This window comes from Candidatus Vagococcus giribetii (assembly GCF_017316185.1).
Classification (GTDB): domain Bacteria; phylum Bacillota; class Bacilli; order Lactobacillales; family Vagococcaceae; genus Vagococcus; species Vagococcus giribetii.
This window is the reverse complement of the sequence record NZ_JAFLVX010000018.1, coordinates 103,488-121,156: the sequence shown is the minus strand read 5'-3', so window position 1 is coordinate 121,156 and position 17,669 is coordinate 103,488. Positions and strand designations below refer to the sequence as shown.

The window sequence follows — 17,669 nt, the reverse complement described above, 5'->3', positions numbered from 1 at the left end:
TTTTACCGTACTCAAACATAATGTACGAAAAAATAAGAGGTGATACTTAAATCATATCTTTTACAGGGGCAAATGACTTTCTATGGATTGGTGTAATACCTAATTTATCTAGGCCTTCTAAATGTTCTTTTGTTCCATAGCCGGCATTTTTATCAAATCCATAACCAGGATACAACTCATGATACTTAAGCATCAAATGGTCTCGCGTTACTTTTGCTACAATACTCGCACAAGCAATAGAGATACTTTTAGCGTCCCCTTTAATTATTTTATCTTGAGGAACGTTTAAATCAAGTTGCATAGCGTCGATTAACAAATAGTCACAAGGTGTACTCATTTGTGATACTGCTTCTTTCATGGCTAATTTAGTTGCTTCATAAATATTGACTTGATCAATGGTTGCTTCATCGATAACACCGACTCCAACAGCAACAGCTTGGTCTAAAATTTTTGTATAAAGCTCTTCTCTTTTTTTATGAGATAGTTGCTTAGAATCGTTGACTTCAATTAAATCAAATGATTCAGGTAAAATCACTGCTGCAGCTACAACTGGACCTGCTAACGGACCTCTTCCGACTTCATCAATTCCAGCGATTGCTTGAAAACCTTTGCTTTTGGCTTGGTTCTCATAATACTTCATTTCCTCAAAATGTTGAAGCAAGGCCTGTTGCTTTTCAATTTTTTTTCTAGTACTTACTAATAACTGTTGCACACTTTTTCTTGAATCCTCTTCAAACCTAAGAAATTCCGGTGCATCAAGAGACGTTACTTCTAATAGAAGAGCTTTAATATCTTTAGCAGTTAAGTCGCTCATTTAAAATCTGCCACCTTATCCAAGGTATAACGTCCTAGACGTCCGTCACGTATTTCTTGGACAATCATAATGCTTGCGCGATTATAATCGTCTTTAAAGCCTCTTTTTTCAGTGATTCTTAGTAGAATATCAACTGGAGTTCCTTCCATTTCTTCAAGGGTCAAGTTATATCTTGCTTGTAGTTGCTCTGAGTAATTCTCTTTAAAGTAGCCCAGTCCAAATAAGACTAAGTCGTCCATATGAAGTAAGGTATCTTTAATAGCACCTGTTAAGGCTAATTTTTTACCAATTTCTTGGTCTTCAAATTTTGGCCACAAAATCCCTGGCGTATCTAGTAATTCTAAATCTTTACCTGTTTTTAACCATTGTTGTCCTTTAGTCACGCCAGGCATATTTCCTGTTTTAGCCATGTTTCTTTTTGATAAACGGTTTAAGAGAGTGGATTTACCCACGTTAGGAATACCAATACACATTGCACGAATCGCTCTTGGTTTAATTCCTCGTTCTCTTTGACGGTCCATCTTTTCTTTTAATAACTCATTAGCAGCTGGGACGATTTTTTTGATGCCTTTGCCTTCATTGGCATTGATTGTCAGACAAGCATGTCCTTGGCTTTCAAAAAATTGTTGCCATCTAGCTGTCTCAATTGGGTCAGCTAAATCTGCTTTATTTAATAAAATAATTCTTGGCTTTTGTTGAATCAATTGATCTAACATGGGGTTTCTACTAGACATAGGCAATCTTGCGTCTACGATTTCTAATACCACATCTACTAATTTTAATTTTTCAGCTACTTCTCTTCGGGCTTTTGCCATATGCCCTGGGAACCATTGAATTGTCACTTATACTCACTCCTAATTATTTAACAATCTTACTATGAAAGATAGGATAATAAACGATTTGCGCTTTGCCTTGAATAGCTGTACTTTTAACAGTACCAAAGGAGCGACTATCTTTACTTAATCTGCGATTGTCTCCCAATACAAAATATTGGTCTTTCGGAATTTTTTCCTGTCCGATTAACTCTTTTGTATCTAAATCCGTTGTAAAAACATATTCATTCTTTTTCTTTTTGACATCTTTTAAAAAAGGCTCTTCAACGGGCTTACCGTTAACATAGAGCTGATCTTTCTCATACTCAATACGATCACCAGGTAAACCAATTACCCGCTTGATGTAAGTATTTCCGTCAGGTGCGGTAAAAACAATGATATCAAAACGATCGATTTCACTAAAATTTTCCATAATAACAAAATCATTTTCCTTAAGCGTAGGTGACATGGATTTTCCAGTTACTTCAACGGGAATAAAAATAAATGCTTTTAAAATAACCACAAAAGGGATACAGATGACTAGCATTTTCACCCAGTGCCAAATCATGTCGACAATTTTTTTCTCCACATTATCACCGTCTTTCTTCCACTTTATATCATATAAAAAAAAAACTTAAATTGCTAGTCATAACACCAAACTTTCATCTAAACTATAAAGAAAAACGTCTTGCCTAACTTGAGACAAAACGTTTTTAATTATTATTTTGATAGAACAGTTTTTAGAGCTGTTTCATATTGAATATCATTTTCTTTCCAGTGTTGCGTAATAGCAGTTTCTAAAGCTTCAACTGTTGCTTTATCTGCTTTACCAGTTGCCTCTATACCAGAAGCTGTTTGGAATTCTTTAATCGCTTTTGTTGTATCAGCTGTATAAGTACTGCTGACTTTCCCAACATTATAGCCTAATTCATTTAAGTAGGTATTGATTGTTTCAACGTGATTACTAATCACACCTTCCTCATAAGTCATAGAGCGGTCAATTACTACACGTTTTAAATAGTCAGGATAATCCACTTTAATCGTTGGCTCAACCCCTTTTTCATGAATCCATTTACCGTCAGGAGTTAACCATTTACTAATAGTTAATTTAACCTCACCATGACCTTCGATTGGTACAAGAGTTTGAACTGTTCCTTTACCATATGAAGTTGTCCCGATAACATCAAATCCATGAGCTTTTAAAGCACCAGCCATTATTTCTGAAGCACTTGCACTGTTTTCATCCATTAACAAGACAGTTGGCTCATTGATTTTTTCGCCTTTGTCAAACTTTTTACCGGCTACTTCTTCAAATGTTTCTTTGTTCTTATCTTCAAAGCCAACGATAACATCACCATCATTTAAGAAACGGCTCGTCATCTTTTCAACATTTTGTAACACACCACCAGGATTTCCTCTGACGTCGACAATAAAGCGTTTAGCCCCTTCTTTTCTTAAGCTGCTAACGGCCTCATCAAACTCATCAGATGTGGTTTCATTGAAGCTTGTAATTTGAATGTAACCTACGTCTTTGTTTGTTTTGTCTATATTAGATTTGACAGACTTAACAGGAATGGTATCGCGAATAATATCAACACTAAATGATTCATTTCCACGCATGATTTCTAAGGTAACTTTTGTGCCTTTTTCACCTTTAATTTTTGATACCACTTCGTTTAAAGGTTGTCCTTTAACTTCTTTTCCATCAACTTTAGTGATAATGTCACCTTTTTTTAATTTCGCCTTTTGAGCAGGTGAATCTTCAAATGGAGGCTCTGCAATCACGGGGTATTCATTTTCAAGCATCATAGAAGCACCGATTCCTTCAAAACTACCTGAGACACTATCATCAAAGTCTTTCGCAGCCTCTTCTGGGAAAAAGACACTATGCGGGTCTCCTATGGCTTCAGTCATACCTTTCAAAGCACCATTGACTAAATCAGTTTCACTAACATCTTCAATGTATTGGCTATCAATTAACTCGTATAAATAAGAAATATTTTCAAGATCGTCTTTAACAGCATTACTCATATGTGAGCTTGTTCGGGGGCCATTTAATTCATAAATAAATAGAGTTAGACCTGAGGCTAAAATACCAACGACAACAATCGTAACAACGTATTGAAAAATGGATATTTTTTTTGAATTTTTTTGTGGCATGTACACACATCCTTAATTAATTATTCTCAATATAATGTTCCCATAAGGTATCAAAAATATCCATATTAGGAATATAGTAAGCATTTGTTTCTAAGTAGTGAGAAATTTCATCGTAATCAGTTGATTGTTTAGGGAATTGTAAATCTGAAAAAATGTGTTCCGCTAATAAGGACTCTTCTGTTTGATGAATCTTTCCTCTATATGTTTCAACATAGTGAAAAAAACTTCTTTTCATTTTTTATTCTCCCCATACGTTTTCTAAAAAATCTTTTCGTCGTTGACTAGATTGCTCATAGCGACTTGGATTCTTTAAGTAAAAATCTTGATGATAAGTTTCGGCTTCAAAAAATTCACTAGCCGGTTCAATCTTTGTGACAATTGGATCTGTGTAACGATTTGAATCTATCAGATCCTGTTTGCTTTTTTGAGCTAATTCTTTTTGTTTTTCTGAAGAATAAAAAATAACTGGTCTGTAACTATCTCCTCGGTCTTCAAATTGACCAAATGCATCCGTTGGGTCAGTTTGTTGCCAGTAAATAGTCAGTAAATCTGTGTAGGATAAACTTTCTGGATCAAATTCAATCTTAACAGCTTCTGTATGCCCCGTAATACCTTGGCACACTTCTTCATAGGTTGGATTAAGGGTGTGTCCACCAGTGTAACCTGAAACAATCGATATAACACCTGGGTATTCACGAAAAGGTTTCACCATGCACCAGAAACATCCACCTGCAAATATGGCAGTTTCTTTCATTTGCTCACTCATTTCTTTTTAGGTTTTTCTTTTGGTAAGTATAAGCTAAAACTAATGTCATCATCAATTAAATTGATTTTTTTAGCTTTAATACTCATCCCATTATCTAGTTTAAATTGGTTTAGATGTAAATTAATTAGCTGTTGATCAGCATCTAGTTCAATCCAACTAGGCAAGTCTGTCGTTGATGAAATGTAATTAATCATCGCAGGGATCGGGACATTTAAAGCTCCTACGGACAAACTCTTAGCTTTTAATTGCACATTACCATCATTTAGTACGTAAGGTTCAAAGTAAAGATAAAAATGCGTTTCATGACCTAATAATGAAAAAGTTCCATCAATCATAGCTTCATTTTCTAAAACAAAAGAATAATCCACGCCAGATTCTTTCATAGCATCTTCTAAGAAATAATTAATAGTGGTATTCACTTGGTCTTTTTTCATATTAATGTCAAAAATTGGTTTGTCGCTTGTTTGGTTAACAGGTAGAGACGTGTCATAAGTCATTCTAGGAGTTGTTACACGAAACATAATAAGGCCGATAAAGCCAACAACCACGGCTAGAAGGGTAATAAAAGCTAATCTCCAAGGATTTCTTAGCAAACTTTTTAACCAATTTTTTTGGGGTTTATCCTCTTTTTGTCTTGTTTCTTTGTCAGTAGTTGATTCATTTGATTTATTTTTTAACATATTCTTCACCTTCAATAAAGTTTACTTCAACCATGCATCTTTTGTTGAATCCATTTTTGCTCTAAAAGCATTGGCAATAATTTGATACCCTAAATTATTAGGATGGAAACTATCTTCTTCAGATATTAAATCATTAATTGTTACATCTTTTGAATTGTTTGTAGCATCTGAACTTGATGTTGTAGGAACTTCTGGTAAGCCATTATAGATTTCATCATTGATAGGAACAAAATAAGCATTATCTAATCCATCAATAAATTCTTTACTACCTTCATTCCAATAATCAACAATTTCTTGCATTTCTTTTATTTCTGAAAAACTCTTATAGAAAGGATTATAAATACCTAGTTGATAGATAGGTGCATCTGGATTAAGTTGTCTTATTTCTTGATACATCTTTTCTAATTCTTTTTGATATTTTTCTCTTGGCTTCACAAAAGTTTTTAACGTTAGTTTGTTAAATATTTTTGATTGGATGACTTTCATTAAGTCATTGCCGCCGACTGTTACTAAAATAACATCAGCTTTGCGAATCGAGTTTTGCATCTCTTCATCTTTTTTGATTCGTTTTAATATTTGGTCACTTCTGTCACCTGATTTTCCAAAGTTTTCTGCTTGAACCACATCAATGGGATAGTTTTCACTTAAATCTGTTTGAAGTAAGGGCACGTAACCTCCAGTATGGGTTGTATCTCCAATACCTTCAGTTAAAGAGTCTCCTACTGCACTAACACGTAAAATATCCATTTTAACTTCTTCTTTAGTATCTGTTGTTGTCTTTTTTATTTTTTCTGCTTCTGGAATCAACATGGAACTAATTGCAAATGTCACTAAAGTTAACAAAAAGAACCATCCGATAAAGGGAAGCATTTTTTTTATTGTTTTCATAAAAATCCCTCTATCCAAAAAAGCAGACCACTGTGATCTGCTTTAAGTTTTTTTAATTTGTATAGAACATAACGGCAAAGGCACCTTTACCTGTATGAGTTGCAACTAGTGGTGTTGTATGAATAATTGGAATTGAAATATCAGCTAGCGCTGGAGATAAAATAGATTTTAATTCTTCAGCTAAAGATTTCCCATCTGCTTCCGAAATCCCTAGATAATTTAAAGAGTAGTTAGTTAAATTCTTTTCTAATTCTTTGGCCCACTTAGTAAATGTTTTGTTTCCTCTACCTTTAGAAACAATTTCAAGTTCTCCTTTGTTCAATTGACAAAGGATTTTCATGTTTAAGAAACCTGACACCACACCAACTAATTTACCAATACGTCCGCCTTTAACTAGATTATCCAAAGTAGCCACGCCAATGTAAAGTTGGGTTTTACTTTTAACTTTCTCTACATGAGCAACTACTTGATCAACTGTTGCCCCTTTTTGAGCTAGCTTAGCAGCTTCATAGACTTGGAAACCAAGGGCTTGATCAATATAATCACTATCAATAACTGTTACGTTAGACTGGCTCATTTGAGCTGCTTGTCTAGCCGTATTGACTGTGCCACTTAATTTTTCTGTTAAATGAATGGAAATAATCTCACTTCCATCTTTTCCTAACTCATCATATAAATGAACAAATTCGCCAATTGGAGGTTGACTTGTTTTAGGTAATGCTGGTGATTTTTCCATCATATCCATAAACTCTTTTTTATCAAGTTCATTTTGATCTGCGTAAATAGTTCCATCAATCATGATTGACAAACTAATCGTATGAATATCAATCTCTTTTAGTCTTTCCGGATCAATAATACAAGAAGAATCCGTCACAATTTTTATATTAGTCATACTTAAACCTCTTTCAAAAAATAGCATATTCGTGTAGAATAAAAATAATCTATCTGTAAATAAGTATAACAGATAATAATTTCTTTTTCACTCAAAACATGAAAGGATGTTTTTATGGAACAGGCTAGTTTTTCTAAAAAATATTTAATTGTCAATGAAGTCTTTAATGCCATTACTCATGGAATTGCTACTGGTCTTAGTATTGCTGGACTTGTCTTACTAATCATAAAAGGGGCTCAGATGCACTCCGCCATTCATGTTGTATCCTATACCATATTCGGTGCCTCAATGGTGCTTCTCTTTTTATTTTCAACCCTATTTCACAGTTTGATTTTCACAAAAGCAAGAAAAGTCTTCCAAGTATTTGATCATAGTTCCATTTACTTGTTGATTGCTGGTAGCTATACACCTTTTTGCTTACTAACTATTAAAGGTTGGCTAGGTTGGACTCTCTTTGGAGTAATTTGGACCATCGCCATTGCAGGTGTTGTGTTTAAAGCTATTTGGTTGAACAAACGAGGGAAAACTGATGTAATCTTGTATATCATTATGGGGTGGTTATGTTTAATCGCTATCAAACCTCTTTATGTTGGTTTGGGATCAACAGGCTTTTTACTCTTATTCTTAGGTGGTTTATCTTATACAATTGGTGCTTATTTCTATAGTAAAACCCACATCAAATTCATGCATGTTGTTTGGCATTTGTTTGTCATGTTAGGTGCGCTATTCATATTTTTCTCAGTCTACCTATTTACTTAAACACTAGCTCTTGAGTAGCTAGTGTTTTTTTTACGACTTAAGGACGATGGTTTTCAATCAGGCTTTCGATATAATAAATATGTTGGTAAGAGAATTAAAGAAAAGGAAGTTTGGTATGGAAGTTTTTTTAGTCTACTCAGCAAATAAAAGTTTGTTATCGAAAATGATTCAGTTTTACACAAAAGAAACTTATAATCATGTATCGATTTCTTTAGATAAAGAGTTAGTTAGTACGTATAGCTTTGGCAGAAAGAAAATGAGTAACCCGTTAATTGGTGGTTTTGTCCAAGAAGATTTTTGGGATCCTTTTTTTCTAACAAGTGAATGCGCTATCTATTCTTTAGACATCACTGAAAAAGAATATAACAAATTACTCTCATTAATCGAGTTCTTCGAGAAAAATAAGGCTTTGTTTAAGTATAATTTCATCGGTTTATTAGCGCTATCTTTACAATATAATTTAGAAAGAGAAAACGCTTATTTTTGTTCTGAATTTATTGCTACCCTTCTTTCAGAGAGTGACGTCACCTCGTTTGATAAAGAAAATCAATTTATAACGCCTCAAGATTTGTTAGAACTTCATGGTTTAGAAAAAATTTATGAAGGAGATATGTTTCATTATCTAACAAAAGAAAATATGAGAGAAACCTTGAACGCTTCTGCAATATAATACAAAAAAGAGCAGATTAGCTTTAATCTGCTCTTTTTACTATTTATTTCGTTGATATGTTTCAAAATCATGAGGGTAAATGTTTTTATCATCTACAGTACCTTCACTTGTACTGACGATATTCCATTCTTCCCAATCAAGGTATGGGAAATAAGTATCTCCCTCAAATTTTTCTTTAATCAGTGTTCGATATAAAACATCAATATGTGGCAAGAATGATTTATAAATCTCTCCACCACCAGTAATAAAGGTAATGCCTTCAAAGGTTTCAGAAAAAGCTAAAACCTCATCTACTGAATGCATAACAGTTGCACCTTCAGCAACATAATCTTGATTAGATGTTAATACAATAGTTTGTCTATTTGGTAATAATCTTTTACCCATTCCTTCAAACGTTTTTCTCCCCATAACAATCACATTATTTTCAGTCATGTGTTTAAAGAATTGTAAGTCGTCTGGCAAATGCCAAGGCAACACATCTTCTTTCCCTATCAAACCATTTTCGTCCTGAGCCCATATAGCTGCTATCATTTATTAATATCCTCCCCAAAATACTTCCCTAAAACTTTTTTAAACTGCAATAGGTGCTTTAATTGTTGCATGTGGTTCGTATCCTTTAATTTTAATGTCTTCCATGTCAAAGTCAAAGATAGAACGTTTTTCTTCATTTAATTCTAATGTTGGAAATGATTTAATATCTCTTGAAAGTTGCTCGTTAATCTGATCAAAATGATTGATGTATAGATGAGCATCTCCAAAAGTATGAACAAAATCTCCAACTTCTAAACCAGTTTCATGTGCGATTAGATGCGTTAATAAAGCATAGCTTGCAATATTAAATGGCACACCTAAAAAGATATCTGCACTTCTTTGATACAATTGACAACTTAATTTCCCTTCTGCTACATAGAATTGGAATAGTGTGTGACATGGCGGTAAGGCCATTGAAGGCACATCTTCTGGATTCCAAGCAGAAACAATCAAGCGTCTTGAATCTGGATTCGTTTTTATCATATCAATCACATCTTGCAATTGATCAATCGTATCTCCCTGTGATGTTTTCCATGCACGCCACTGAGAACCATAGATATTACCTAATTCACCGTACTTAGCGGCAAAAGTATCATCAGTTAGTATCTTATCACAAAATTGTGTCATTTCGACTTTATAAAGTTCATTAAAATCAGGATCTGTCACAGCTCGACGACCAAAATCAGTCATATCAGGTCCTGTATAGTCCTCACTTTTAATGTATCTTTCAAATGCCCACTCATCCCAGATATGATTGTTATGCTCTAAAAGGAACTTGATGTTAGTATTTCCTTGTAAAAACCAGAGTAATTCACTTTTGATAAGGGAAAAAGGGACTCTCTTTGTAGTCAATAGTGGAAAACCTTGACTTAAATCAAATCGAATTTGTGCCCCGAAGATACTTTTTGTTCCAGTACCTGTACGGTCGTGCTTTTCAGTTCCTTCTTCAAGGATTTTTTTTGCTAAATCTAAGTAATCTTTTTCCAAGATAAACACCTCTTTATTTTAAATAAATTGACTTAAGTATTCCCATCTTTCCATTTTCTCATCTAGTGCTATTTCAAGATTGGTTAACTCTTTTTGCAAGTCTTGTAATTTTCCTGCATCACTAGCATGTTTTAACATATCTTCTTGAATGGTTTCCATGGTAGTCTCCATTGTATCAATTTCGTCTTCAATGGTATCCCACTCTTTTTGTTCCATGTACGTTAGTTTTTGCTTTTCTTTTTCTTCTTTAACAGGTGTTTCACTCATTACAGCTTTTTCTTTTGACACTTGTTTATCTGCTTTTTGTGTTTGTACTTTTTCTAAGTACTCACTCATTGTTCCAAAAAAGGTTTCGATTTGAGTGTTTCCTTGAAAGACTAGTAATTTATCCATAGTCTTATCTAAGAAGTAGCGATCATGGCTGACTGAAATGACAGCTCCTTGGAAACTTTCAATATAATCTTCTAAAATAGTTAAGGTTTCAATATCTAAATCATTTGTCGGCTCATCTAGTAATAAGACGTTTGGTTGTTTGATTAAAATATTTAATAAGTACAAGCGACGTTTTTCTCCACCAGATAAATTACTTATCAGAGTCCCATGCATGTTTCTTGGGAATAAGAATCTTTCTAATAGTTCTGTAACGGAAATCGTACTACCGTCTTTTTGTTCGACTAATTCAGCTTGTTCTTGTAGATACTGAATCATACGCTTGGATTCATCTAATCCTTCGTTTTCTTGGGTGTAATAACCAATTCTAACTGTCTCACCAATATCAATTTGTCCTGATTGAAGTTCTAATTTGCCAGCAATTAAGTTAAGTAAGGTTGATTTCCCTGCTCCATTTTCACCAGTTATTCCTAATCTTTCACGAGATTGAATCAATAAATCAAACTCATTTAGAATAGGTTTTTCTTTGATACGATAAGAAGCTTGCTTAATTTCTAGTACTTTTTTACCTAAACGCTTGGTATTAACGTTAATTTCCATGGTATCTGTTGAAGAACTTTGACTAACTTCTTCTTTAAGGTCATTAAAGCGGTCAATTCTAGCTTGTTGTCTCGTTCCTCTGGCTTTAATCCCTGCACGCATCCATGCTAATTCTTGTTTAAATAATTGTTTCTTTTTATGAGATTGCTTTATCTCTGTTTCTTCTCTCTCAGCTCTTGTAGATAAATAAGTTTGATAATTTCCAGGGTATTCGTGAAGATTTCCTCTAGAGAGTTCAAAGATACGATTAGTCACTCGGTCTAAAAAGTAGCGATCATGAGTTGTTACAACTAGTGCTCCTTTATAATCTTTTAAATAGTTTTCCAACCAACGAATACTTTGGTAGTCTAAATGGTTAGTTGGCTCATCTAAAAGAAGTAAATCTGGAGCTTCAATCAAGACCTGAGCTAAGCCAAGACGTTTTTTTTGTCCACCAGAAAGCTCGCTCACTTTTTTATCTAGAAATAAAATACCTAGTTTACTTAAAATTGTTTTGGCGTTTGTGTCAGCTAACCAAGCATCTTCTTGATTCATTAACTCTTCAGCTTGTTGATACATTTTTTGAGCTTTAGGGTCATCACCAAAACGCTCCAAATGATTCAATGCTAACTCGTATTGTTTCACAGCTTTGATAATCGGGGTGTCCCCTTGAAAAACAGTATCTAAAACCGTTAACTCTTCATCAAAGTCCACTTGTTGCGACAAATAGCCGATACGGTAATCATGTGGGTAATCTAAACTCCCCTTTTCAGCTGTATCTTTTCCAGCTAATATATTCATCAAGGTTGATTTACCTGTTCCATTAATACCGATTAAACCAATTAAATCTCCCGTCCGGATAAAAAAGGAAACATCATTTAATAAATTTTTTATGCCATAGGATTTTTCTAAATTATCCCCGCGAAGAATTTTCATATTTTTACCTACTCTCAAAATAGTCCAATTTATTCTACCAAATTTAAAGAAGTGAAACAAGTTCTCTGAAAAAGAGGTCAAAAAAAGAGACAAACCCTGTTAGATTTGTCTCTTTAGTAATTAAAATTTGTCAGCGTAAACTTCTTCAACCGTTTTAGCATCATCAATAACAATATATAATTTATTGTCAGCTGAAATTTTACTTGTTTGGTGAATGTTGTCTAATCCTTCTTGACCTGGTGTTGCTTTGTCTTTATATGGGAAGTAGATTAAATCATCTGTTCCATTGTCAAAATGAATTCCCATTTTTTCGATATCTTGATATTTAATAGCACGAGCGAACATGCCTAATTCTAGCCCACCTAAATTGATGTCGTCAGTTTGTACATGATCTGCTTCTTGGAAGATTTCAATTTTTAAGCCTTCACAAGGGCGAATTTTTTGGAAGTCACTTCCGTTGATTCTACCGTAACTTGTTGTTACTTTACTAATCCATAAATCGCCAATAAATTCGCGATCAATTGTCCATGTTTCACCATTTCTAAAATAGAATTTGAAGCTTGTCATTTCTTTTGTCATGTATAATCTCCTCTTTCCTATTAGGTTACAAAACAATTATAGCATGAGTTTATTAAAAAACAAACAACTTTATTAAATTTTTCACAAATAAAAACTATTATTCAATGTGAGACATAAATTTCTTTTTATTGACGATAAAACGAGTATGTTTTCCTTCAGCAACCAAATTTTCTTTGTCATATAATGAGAAGTTAAATTCGATTTTTCTACCCTCTTGACGACTTAATTCAGCCGTTACTAAAATCTTAGCCCCAATACTTGATGCTTTCAGATGGTTAAAATCAATCTGAGTTCCAACGGTTGTTTCTTCCTCACTGATTAAAGTATCACACATCTGCATACATGTGTTTTCTGCCATGGCAACTGCACTTGGTGTAGCTAAAACATCTAAAGTCCCTGAGCCCATTGCCTTAGCTGATTGGGTTTGCTCTACTACAAACTCTTTGGTAAATGTCATGTTAATGGCTCTCCTTCCATTTTTTTCCTTCTATTAATAAAGCTTCTTTTTCATTTGGTAATTGAGCTAATACAACTGACTTTTCTAGGTGTCCTAATAGTTGACCTAACCATGGACCAGGAGACTCCTCTAATACGTTTAAAATATCTTTTCCAGAGACAGCTAACTCTCTAATAGATTTAATTGGAAGTTCTTTATATATATTTAAGGCTTCATCTTTTTGACTAGATAAACCAATTAATTCACGAACAATTTCTACATCTGAAATAACTTCTTCTCCACTTTCATATAAAGATAAAATATCCCATTCTTCAGTATCTCTTCGGATTAACTGAGTAACACTTTTATCTACATGATGAATTAACTTATTAGAGCATTTCCATTGTCTCAAAAATGATGTAACTTCATTAATATGTAACATATAAATAAGTGTAATCCATGCAATTGTATCTGTTTCAAAAATAGCTTCATTAGGAATTGTAAGAAGTTTCTCTAGTCCCTCTTGCTGCCCTTTTAGCCCTGGACAATAGTTGAAGCAACCTGTCTCCACAAAAGAAACTAACCCCTTATTTCTGTATTCAGCGGTTAATAATTTAATAAATTCAATGTAAATGCGCTCAACAGATATTTTTTCAAGTAACGCATGGTGTTCCATAATAGCTTGCTTGGTTTGCTCTTCGATGTCAAAATCAAGCTGACTTGTAAAACGAAGGCCTCTCATCATTCGTAAAGCATCTTCATGAAAACGCTCTGAAGCATTGCCGACTGCGATGATTTGCTTTTGATGAATAGCTTCAATGCCTGAGAATAAATCAATTAGTTCCCCTTCTTTTGTCATGGCTAAAGCATTCATTGTAAAATCACGTCGTTTCAAATCTTCACTAAGTGATCGGACAAAAGTAACCTCATCTGGTCTTCTATAATCTTGATAGGTTGATTCTGTTCTAAAAGTAGTTATTTCATATTCTTCATCTCCATGTAAAACTAAGACGGTGCCATGCTCAATACCTACATCAACAGTTCGTGGAAAAATTTGTTTGATTTCTTCAGGAAAAGCGCTAGTTGCAATGTCTACATCATGAATATGATGATTTAATATAATATCACGGACACTCCCGCCAACGAAATAAGCTTCAAAACCAGCAGCTTCGATTGCTTCCATAATAGGGGTAGCTTTTAAAAATTCTTCAGGTAATTGTTTCATTTTCATAGTAAGTATTCCAATCCATAAATTAATTCTTGTTCATTCATCACTTTAACACAGCCCAGTGCAACACCTGCCATGAAAGAGCTACGGTCATAGCTATCGTGTCGTAAAATAAGACCTTCTCCTTTGGCACCAAACTGAACTTGCTGATGAGCGATTAAACCAGGAAGTCTAACGCTATGTATTTTAATCCCGTCGACATCAGCACCACGAGCACCTGGTAAAAGTTCAACTTCGTCTGGATGACCTTGTTTTTTAGATTCTCTAACAGTAGCTATTTCTTCAGCAGTTCTTAAAGCTGTACCACTTGGAGCGTCAAGTTTTTGATCGTGGTGAAGCTCAATAATTTCAACATCTGGAAAATAGTTAGCTGCTTCTTTTGCAAATCGCATCATCAAAATTGCTCCAACAGAAAAATTAGGCGCGATTAAGCCTCCAAGTTGTTTATCACTAGCTCTTTTTTGTAAGTCACTAAGCTCTTCTTTAGACAATCCTGTTGTTCCTACGACTGGATGAATGTCATGTTCTATTAAAAAAGATAAAGTATCAAAAATAATATCCGGTGAGGTGAAATCAATCCAAATATCGGGTTTTACTGTCTCAACTAATTCTTCTTTTGATGAGAAGACTGGAACATTTTCTCCTTGATATTGACTTAGTTGATTGAGATTAGTGATGTCCTTTTTATAAGAGAGAAGAGCAACTAACTGAAAACGAGCATCTTCTAAAACCATATTAGTGGCACTACTACCCATCTTCCCTCTAAATCCTGCTATTGCAACTTTAATCATTTGTCATCCCATCCTTTCTTTCAAAACGGTATTTGTCTCGTTGTCTAAATTTTATCATATTGGTTTCAATGACTTGAGATAAATCAATATTTAAAGAATTAGCCATGATAATCGCAGCTATGACTAAATCACCAAGTTCCTCTTCAACACTAGCTGAAGCCTCAGTAGATTTCTTTTCTTTTTCACCATAATGATGAGTAACTTCCCTGGCTAGTTCACCTAGCTCTTCAGTGAGTCTTGCCATTTGTGTTAATGGACCAAAATAGCCAACTTTGTATTGATTGATGTAATCATCGATTTCTTGTTGAATACTTGTTAATGTCTTATATTCTGACGTCATAGTGGCTTCTCCCGTTCATGAATTAATTCTGTACTAATCTTATAAAAGATTACGGGATATTTCAACCACAAGTCTTGTTACGGGATATTCTAAGTGATAAAATAACAGGCGAGGTGTTGTACATGAAAAAGACAAAGCAAATGGTTACAGATATTATTTTTATTTTTCTAGGGGCAAGCATTTATAGTTTTGGTTTGGTAACATTTAATATGCCTAACCAACTAGCAGAAGGCGGTATTACAGGGATTACCTTAATTATTTACAACTTATTTGGGTTGAATCCTGCATACACAACCCTACTTCTTAATATTCCCTTAATTTTAATTGGTTTAAGAATTTTTGGATTTAAAGCGTTAATCTATACACTTATAGGGACATTTTCTTTGTCTTTTAACATTTTATTTTGGCAACAAATGAATATTAGTGTCTCTGTGGAGCACGATCTATTAATCGCAGCCCTTTTAGCAGGTTTAATTGGCGGGATTGGTAGTGGCTTAATTTACCGAGTTGGTGGTACAACAGGCGGTACTGACATTATTGCTAGGATTTTAGAGAAAAATTTTGGTTTAACAATTGGTAGATCTCTCTTAATGCTAGATATCGTCGTTCTATTACTTTCGCTTTCTTACTTATCATTAAAACAAATGATGTATACATTAATTGCTGTTTTTGTTTTTAGTATTGTTGTGGATTTTGTCCAAGAAGCAAGTTATAGCGCAAAAGGCATTTTAGTGATATCTGATAAAAATGAGTTGATCGCAGCTTGTATCATGGAGGAACTAGAACGAGGCGTTACTTATTTGAAGTCTGAGGGAGCCTACTCTCATGCAGAACGAAATATTATTTTTTGTGTAGCGACACATCCTGAAATCAACCGAATTAAAGAAATGGCTCATGAGATTGACAAGTCAGCCTTTGTATCAATCTTAACAGTTAATGAGGTTATTGGGGAAGGTTTTTCAAAGGAAACCATCAAACATAATAAAGCCAAAAAGAAAAAAGAACAAGCCTGATTTAGGTTTGTTCTTTTTTTCCATAGACAATAACTTGTTTACCTTCAGGATCAACCATTATGAGACGATGATCGTCTTCAACATAAGTCATGTTCTCTCCTGTTGTAAAATACTGATAGTATAAACCTGACTCTAAAGGATTCTCAATCCCCGCATCTTCCCAAAGCATACTTAGAGATAAACCACTATAATCACTAAGGAAAGAAACAGGAACTTGATTGAAAATCAGCTCTTTTTCAGGTATCTCAATTGTCAGTAAGACTTGTTTAAAATCTCCATATTGTTCAACAATATAGTCGTGAAAACCAAGAATATTCATCATAGGTCAACACACCTCTCTAATGAGCTTTATTACTTAAATTCTTTTGCTTGTTCTTCACCTGAGAGAACTCTTAAAGCTCCATTTCTTAAAGCTTCCATCTCAAATTCACCTGGAACACTTGATACAGGTGCGATAAATTCAACTCTCTCTTTTACCCAGTCGACTAAACGATCTGAGTAAGCAAGTCCACCTGTGATAACAATTTTGTCCACGTTCCCTTTTAAGACTGTCGCAAGCTCACCAATGCCTTTAGCCACTTGGTAGGCCATGGCTTCAAGAATAAGTCGTGCTTCGTCATCTCCTTGAAGAATTCGCTCTTCTACTTCAATACCACTATTTGTTCCAAGATAAGAAATCATTCCACCTTCTTTACGAGTCCAAGCAGTGATTTCTGCTTGAGTCATTTGATAACAGAAAGGAATAAACTCTTTTAGACTTAAGCTTCCCGTTCTCTCAACAGAGAATGGGCCTTCATCATCTAGTGAATAATCAATCATACGTCCCTTTTCATGAGCACTAATTGTTGAGCCACTACCTAAATGAGCAACAATCAAGTTAGACTCTTCGTATGGTTTACCCATATCTTGAGCTGTTTTTAAGGCGATTGCTCTCATGTTTAGAGCGTGTCCAATACTTGTACGTTTAACACCTTTAAGACCTGATACACGAGCTAATTCATGGTATTGATCAACTGTAATTGGGTCATAAATCATAGCGATACATTCTTTAGCGCTTTTTTCTTTAAACCCATTTGCTAACATAGCACCTAAGTTAGAAGCATGATGTGTTTTTGTCCCATTAGTAAGCCAATCAATCATCTCTTCATTGACCATATAGGCACCTGCTTCAACTGGTGGTAGTGCCCCACCACGACCCACTGCTGCATCGATTTGTGTGTAATCAATTCCTTCATCTTCTAAAAATGACTGAATTAAGTTTAAACGGTAATCATATTGATCAGCGATTGTTGCGTAAGTTGCTAATTCACTTGTCTCATGAAAGACATTTTTATTTAATAATTCTTTTTTATCTTCGTAATACGCTACTTTCGTTGAAGTAGAACCTGGGTTAATAACTAATACTTTCTTCAAAGAAG

At 34.3% G+C, this 17,669-nt stretch carries 22 protein-coding genes; 3 read left to right on the top strand and 19 right to left on the bottom strand.

From position 1 onward, the window contains the following. Window positions 1–46: 46 nt before the first annotated feature. The 9 genes from rnhB to DOK76_RS07195 form a co-directional block, all read right to left on the bottom strand. Complete coding sequence (rnhB, locus tag DOK76_RS07235) at window positions 47–814, bottom strand: ribonuclease HII (protein WP_206966281.1); 768 nt, start codon at window positions 812–814, stop codon at window positions 47–49. Beyond that, window positions 811–1,656 carry a ribosome biogenesis GTPase YlqF gene (ylqF, locus tag DOK76_RS07230; protein WP_206966280.1) on the bottom strand — a complete coding sequence of 282 codons (846 nt, stop codon included), beginning with the start codon at window positions 1,654–1,656 and terminating at the stop codon, window positions 811–813. The genes rnhB and ylqF overlap by 4 nt, the downstream gene beginning before the upstream one ends. Before the next feature lie 16 nt (window positions 1,657–1,672). Next, the gene (lepB, locus tag DOK76_RS07225) at window positions 1,673–2,194 is read right to left on the bottom strand and encodes a signal peptidase I (protein WP_206966507.1); all 522 of its coding nucleotides are present in this window, start codon (window positions 2,192–2,194) and stop codon (window positions 1,673–1,675) included. 152 nt (window positions 2,195–2,346) lie between these two features. Then, window positions 2,347–3,786, bottom strand: coding sequence for a S41 family peptidase (locus DOK76_RS07220; RefSeq protein ID WP_206966278.1), 1,440 nt, complete (start codon window positions 3,784–3,786; stop codon window positions 2,347–2,349). 16 nt (window positions 3,787–3,802) lie between these two features. Continuing rightward, window positions 3,803–4,021, bottom strand: a complete 219-nt coding sequence (locus tag DOK76_RS07215; RefSeq protein ID WP_206966276.1) for a YozE family protein — start codon at window positions 4,019–4,021, stop codon at window positions 3,803–3,805. A 3-nt stretch (window positions 4,022–4,024) separates the two neighbouring features. Next, window positions 4,025–4,540 (bottom strand): peptide-methionine (S)-S-oxide reductase MsrA, encoded by a 516-nt coding sequence (gene msrA, locus DOK76_RS07210; RefSeq protein ID WP_206966274.1) that lies wholly within the window; start codon window positions 4,538–4,540, stop codon window positions 4,025–4,027. Between the two features lie 8 nt (window positions 4,541–4,548). Further along, window positions 4,549–5,232, bottom strand: a complete 684-nt coding sequence (locus DOK76_RS07205; protein ID WP_206966272.1) for a YpmS family protein — start codon at window positions 5,230–5,232, stop codon at window positions 4,549–4,551. Window positions 5,233–5,253: 21 nt separating this feature from the next. After that, entirely contained in the window at window positions 5,254–6,120 is an 867-nt protein-coding gene (locus DOK76_RS07200; RefSeq protein ID WP_206966270.1) for an SGNH/GDSL hydrolase family protein, read from the bottom strand. 52 nt (window positions 6,121–6,172) lie between these two features. Beyond that, on the bottom strand, window positions 6,173–7,012 hold the full coding sequence (locus DOK76_RS07195; protein ID WP_206966267.1) for a DegV family protein: 840 nt from the start codon (window positions 7,010–7,012) through the stop codon (window positions 6,173–6,175). Window positions 7,013–7,126: 114 nt separating this feature from the next. On the opposite strand from DOK76_RS07195, the gene trhA reads away from it, so the two are divergent. Both trhA and DOK76_RS07185 read left to right on the top strand, forming a co-directional pair. Continuing rightward, on the top strand, window positions 7,127–7,771 hold the full coding sequence (trhA, locus tag DOK76_RS07190; RefSeq protein WP_206966265.1) for a PAQR family membrane homeostasis protein TrhA: 645 nt from the start codon (window positions 7,127–7,129) through the stop codon (window positions 7,769–7,771). A 115-nt stretch (window positions 7,772–7,886) separates the two neighbouring features. Further along, complete coding sequence (locus DOK76_RS07185) at window positions 7,887–8,441, top strand: hypothetical protein (protein ID WP_206966257.1); 555 nt, start codon at window positions 7,887–7,889, stop codon at window positions 8,439–8,441. A gap of 39 nt (window positions 8,442–8,480) precedes the next feature. Here the strand turns inward: DOK76_RS07185 and DOK76_RS07180 are convergent, their stop codons facing one another. From DOK76_RS07180 to DOK76_RS07145, 8 genes are all read right to left on the bottom strand, one after another. Next, on the bottom strand, window positions 8,481–8,972 hold the full coding sequence (locus DOK76_RS07180; protein WP_206966255.1) for a dihydrofolate reductase: 492 nt from the start codon (window positions 8,970–8,972) through the stop codon (window positions 8,481–8,483). A 39-nt stretch (window positions 8,973–9,011) separates the two neighbouring features. Further along, complete coding sequence (locus tag DOK76_RS07175) at window positions 9,012–9,959, bottom strand: thymidylate synthase (RefSeq protein ID WP_242542240.1); 948 nt, start codon at window positions 9,957–9,959, stop codon at window positions 9,012–9,014. Window positions 9,960–9,977: 18 nt separating this feature from the next. Further along, window positions 9,978–11,864: an ABC-F family ATP-binding cassette domain-containing protein gene (locus DOK76_RS07170; protein ID WP_206966251.1), complete on the bottom strand. Its 1,887-nt coding sequence runs from the start codon at window positions 11,862–11,864 to the stop codon at window positions 9,978–9,980. A gap of 120 nt (window positions 11,865–11,984) precedes the next feature. Beyond that, window positions 11,985–12,443, bottom strand: coding sequence for a hypothetical protein (locus DOK76_RS07165; protein WP_206966249.1), 459 nt, complete (start codon window positions 12,441–12,443; stop codon window positions 11,985–11,987). Window positions 12,444–12,540: 97 nt separating this feature from the next. Then, complete coding sequence (locus tag DOK76_RS07160) at window positions 12,541–12,900, bottom strand: thioesterase family protein (RefSeq protein ID WP_206966247.1); 360 nt, start codon at window positions 12,898–12,900, stop codon at window positions 12,541–12,543. 1 nt (window position 12,901) lies between these two features. After that, entirely contained in the window at window positions 12,902–14,110 is a 1,209-nt protein-coding gene (locus DOK76_RS07155) for a CCA tRNA nucleotidyltransferase (protein ID WP_206966245.1), read from the bottom strand. Continuing rightward, window positions 14,107–14,898: a 4-hydroxy-tetrahydrodipicolinate reductase gene (gene dapB / locus DOK76_RS07150; RefSeq protein ID WP_206966243.1), complete on the bottom strand. Its 792-nt coding sequence runs from the start codon at window positions 14,896–14,898 to the stop codon at window positions 14,107–14,109. The genes DOK76_RS07155 and dapB overlap by 4 nt, the downstream gene beginning before the upstream one ends. Continuing rightward, window positions 14,891–15,238 carry a nucleotide pyrophosphohydrolase gene (locus DOK76_RS07145; RefSeq protein WP_206966241.1) on the bottom strand — a complete coding sequence of 116 codons (348 nt, stop codon included), beginning with the start codon at window positions 15,236–15,238 and terminating at the stop codon, window positions 14,891–14,893. The genes dapB and DOK76_RS07145 overlap by 8 nt, the downstream gene beginning before the upstream one ends. A gap of 122 nt (window positions 15,239–15,360) precedes the next feature. Between DOK76_RS07145 and DOK76_RS07140 the strand changes: the two genes are divergently transcribed. After that, complete coding sequence (locus tag DOK76_RS07140; RefSeq protein ID WP_206966239.1) at window positions 15,361–16,251, top strand: YitT family protein; 891 nt, start codon at window positions 15,361–15,363, stop codon at window positions 16,249–16,251. Between the two features lies 1 nt (window position 16,252). On the opposite strand, the gene DOK76_RS07135 is transcribed toward DOK76_RS07140, so the two are convergent. Together DOK76_RS07135 and buk are read right to left on the bottom strand one after the other, a co-directional pair. Further along, window positions 16,253–16,573, bottom strand: a complete 321-nt coding sequence (locus DOK76_RS07135; RefSeq protein ID WP_206966237.1) for a hypothetical protein — start codon at window positions 16,571–16,573, stop codon at window positions 16,253–16,255. A gap of 29 nt (window positions 16,574–16,602) precedes the next feature. After that, complete coding sequence (gene buk / locus DOK76_RS07130; RefSeq protein WP_206966235.1) at window positions 16,603–17,664, bottom strand: butyrate kinase; 1,062 nt, start codon at window positions 17,662–17,664, stop codon at window positions 16,603–16,605. Window positions 17,665–17,669: the final 5 nt, after the last annotated feature.

Bases quoted from the DNA above. Each gene is read 5' to 3' on its own strand.
- rnhB (WP_206966281.1), bottom strand. From the start codon at position 814: ATGAGCGACTTAACTGCTAAAGATATTAAAGCTCTTCTATTAGAAGTA.
- lepB (WP_206966507.1), bottom strand. From the start codon at position 2,194: ATGATTTGGCACTGGGTGAAAATGCTAGTCATCTGTATCCCTTTTGTG.
- DOK76_RS07220 (WP_206966278.1), bottom strand. From the start codon at position 3,786: ATGCCACAAAAAAATTCAAAAAAAATATCCATTTTTCAATACGTTGTT.
- DOK76_RS07215 (WP_206966276.1), bottom strand. From the start codon at position 4,021: ATGAAAAGAAGTTTTTTTCACTATGTTGAAACATATAGAGGAAAGATT.
- msrA (WP_206966274.1), bottom strand. From the start codon at position 4,540: ATGAAAGAAACTGCCATATTTGCAGGTGGATGTTTCTGGTGCATGGTG.
- DOK76_RS07205 (WP_206966272.1), bottom strand. From the start codon at position 5,232: ATGTTAAAAAATAAATCAAATGAATCAACTACTGACAAAGAAACAAGA.
- DOK76_RS07200 (WP_206966270.1), bottom strand. From the start codon at position 6,120: ATGAAAACAATAAAAAAAATGCTTCCCTTTATCGGATGGTTCTTTTTG.
- DOK76_RS07195 (WP_206966267.1), bottom strand. From the start codon at position 7,012: ATGACTAATATAAAAATTGTGACGGATTCTTCTTGTATTATTGATCCG.
- trhA (WP_206966265.1), top strand. From the start codon at position 7,127: ATGGAACAGGCTAGTTTTTCTAAAAAATATTTAATTGTCAATGAAGTC.
- DOK76_RS07185 (WP_206966257.1), top strand. From the start codon at position 7,887: ATGGAAGTTTTTTTAGTCTACTCAGCAAATAAAAGTTTGTTATCGAAA.
- DOK76_RS07180 (WP_206966255.1), bottom strand. From the start codon at position 8,972: ATGATAGCAGCTATATGGGCTCAGGACGAAAATGGTTTGATAGGGAAA.
- DOK76_RS07170 (WP_206966251.1), bottom strand. From the start codon at position 11,864: ATGAAAATTCTTCGCGGGGATAATTTAGAAAAATCCTATGGCATAAAA.
- DOK76_RS07165 (WP_206966249.1), bottom strand. From the start codon at position 12,443: ATGACAAAAGAAATGACAAGCTTCAAATTCTATTTTAGAAATGGTGAA.
- DOK76_RS07160 (WP_206966247.1), bottom strand. From the start codon at position 12,900: ATGACATTTACCAAAGAGTTTGTAGTAGAGCAAACCCAATCAGCTAAG.
- DOK76_RS07155 (WP_206966245.1), bottom strand. From the start codon at position 14,110: ATGAAAATGAAACAATTACCTGAAGAATTTTTAAAAGCTACCCCTATT.
- dapB (WP_206966243.1), bottom strand. From the start codon at position 14,898: ATGATTAAAGTTGCAATAGCAGGATTTAGAGGGAAGATGGGTAGTAGT.
- DOK76_RS07145 (WP_206966241.1), bottom strand. From the start codon at position 15,238: ATGACGTCAGAATATAAGACATTAACAAGTATTCAACAAGAAATCGAT.
- DOK76_RS07140 (WP_206966239.1), top strand. From the start codon at position 15,361: ATGAAAAAGACAAAGCAAATGGTTACAGATATTATTTTTATTTTTCTA.
- DOK76_RS07135 (WP_206966237.1), bottom strand. From the start codon at position 16,573: ATGATGAATATTCTTGGTTTTCACGACTATATTGTTGAACAATATGGA.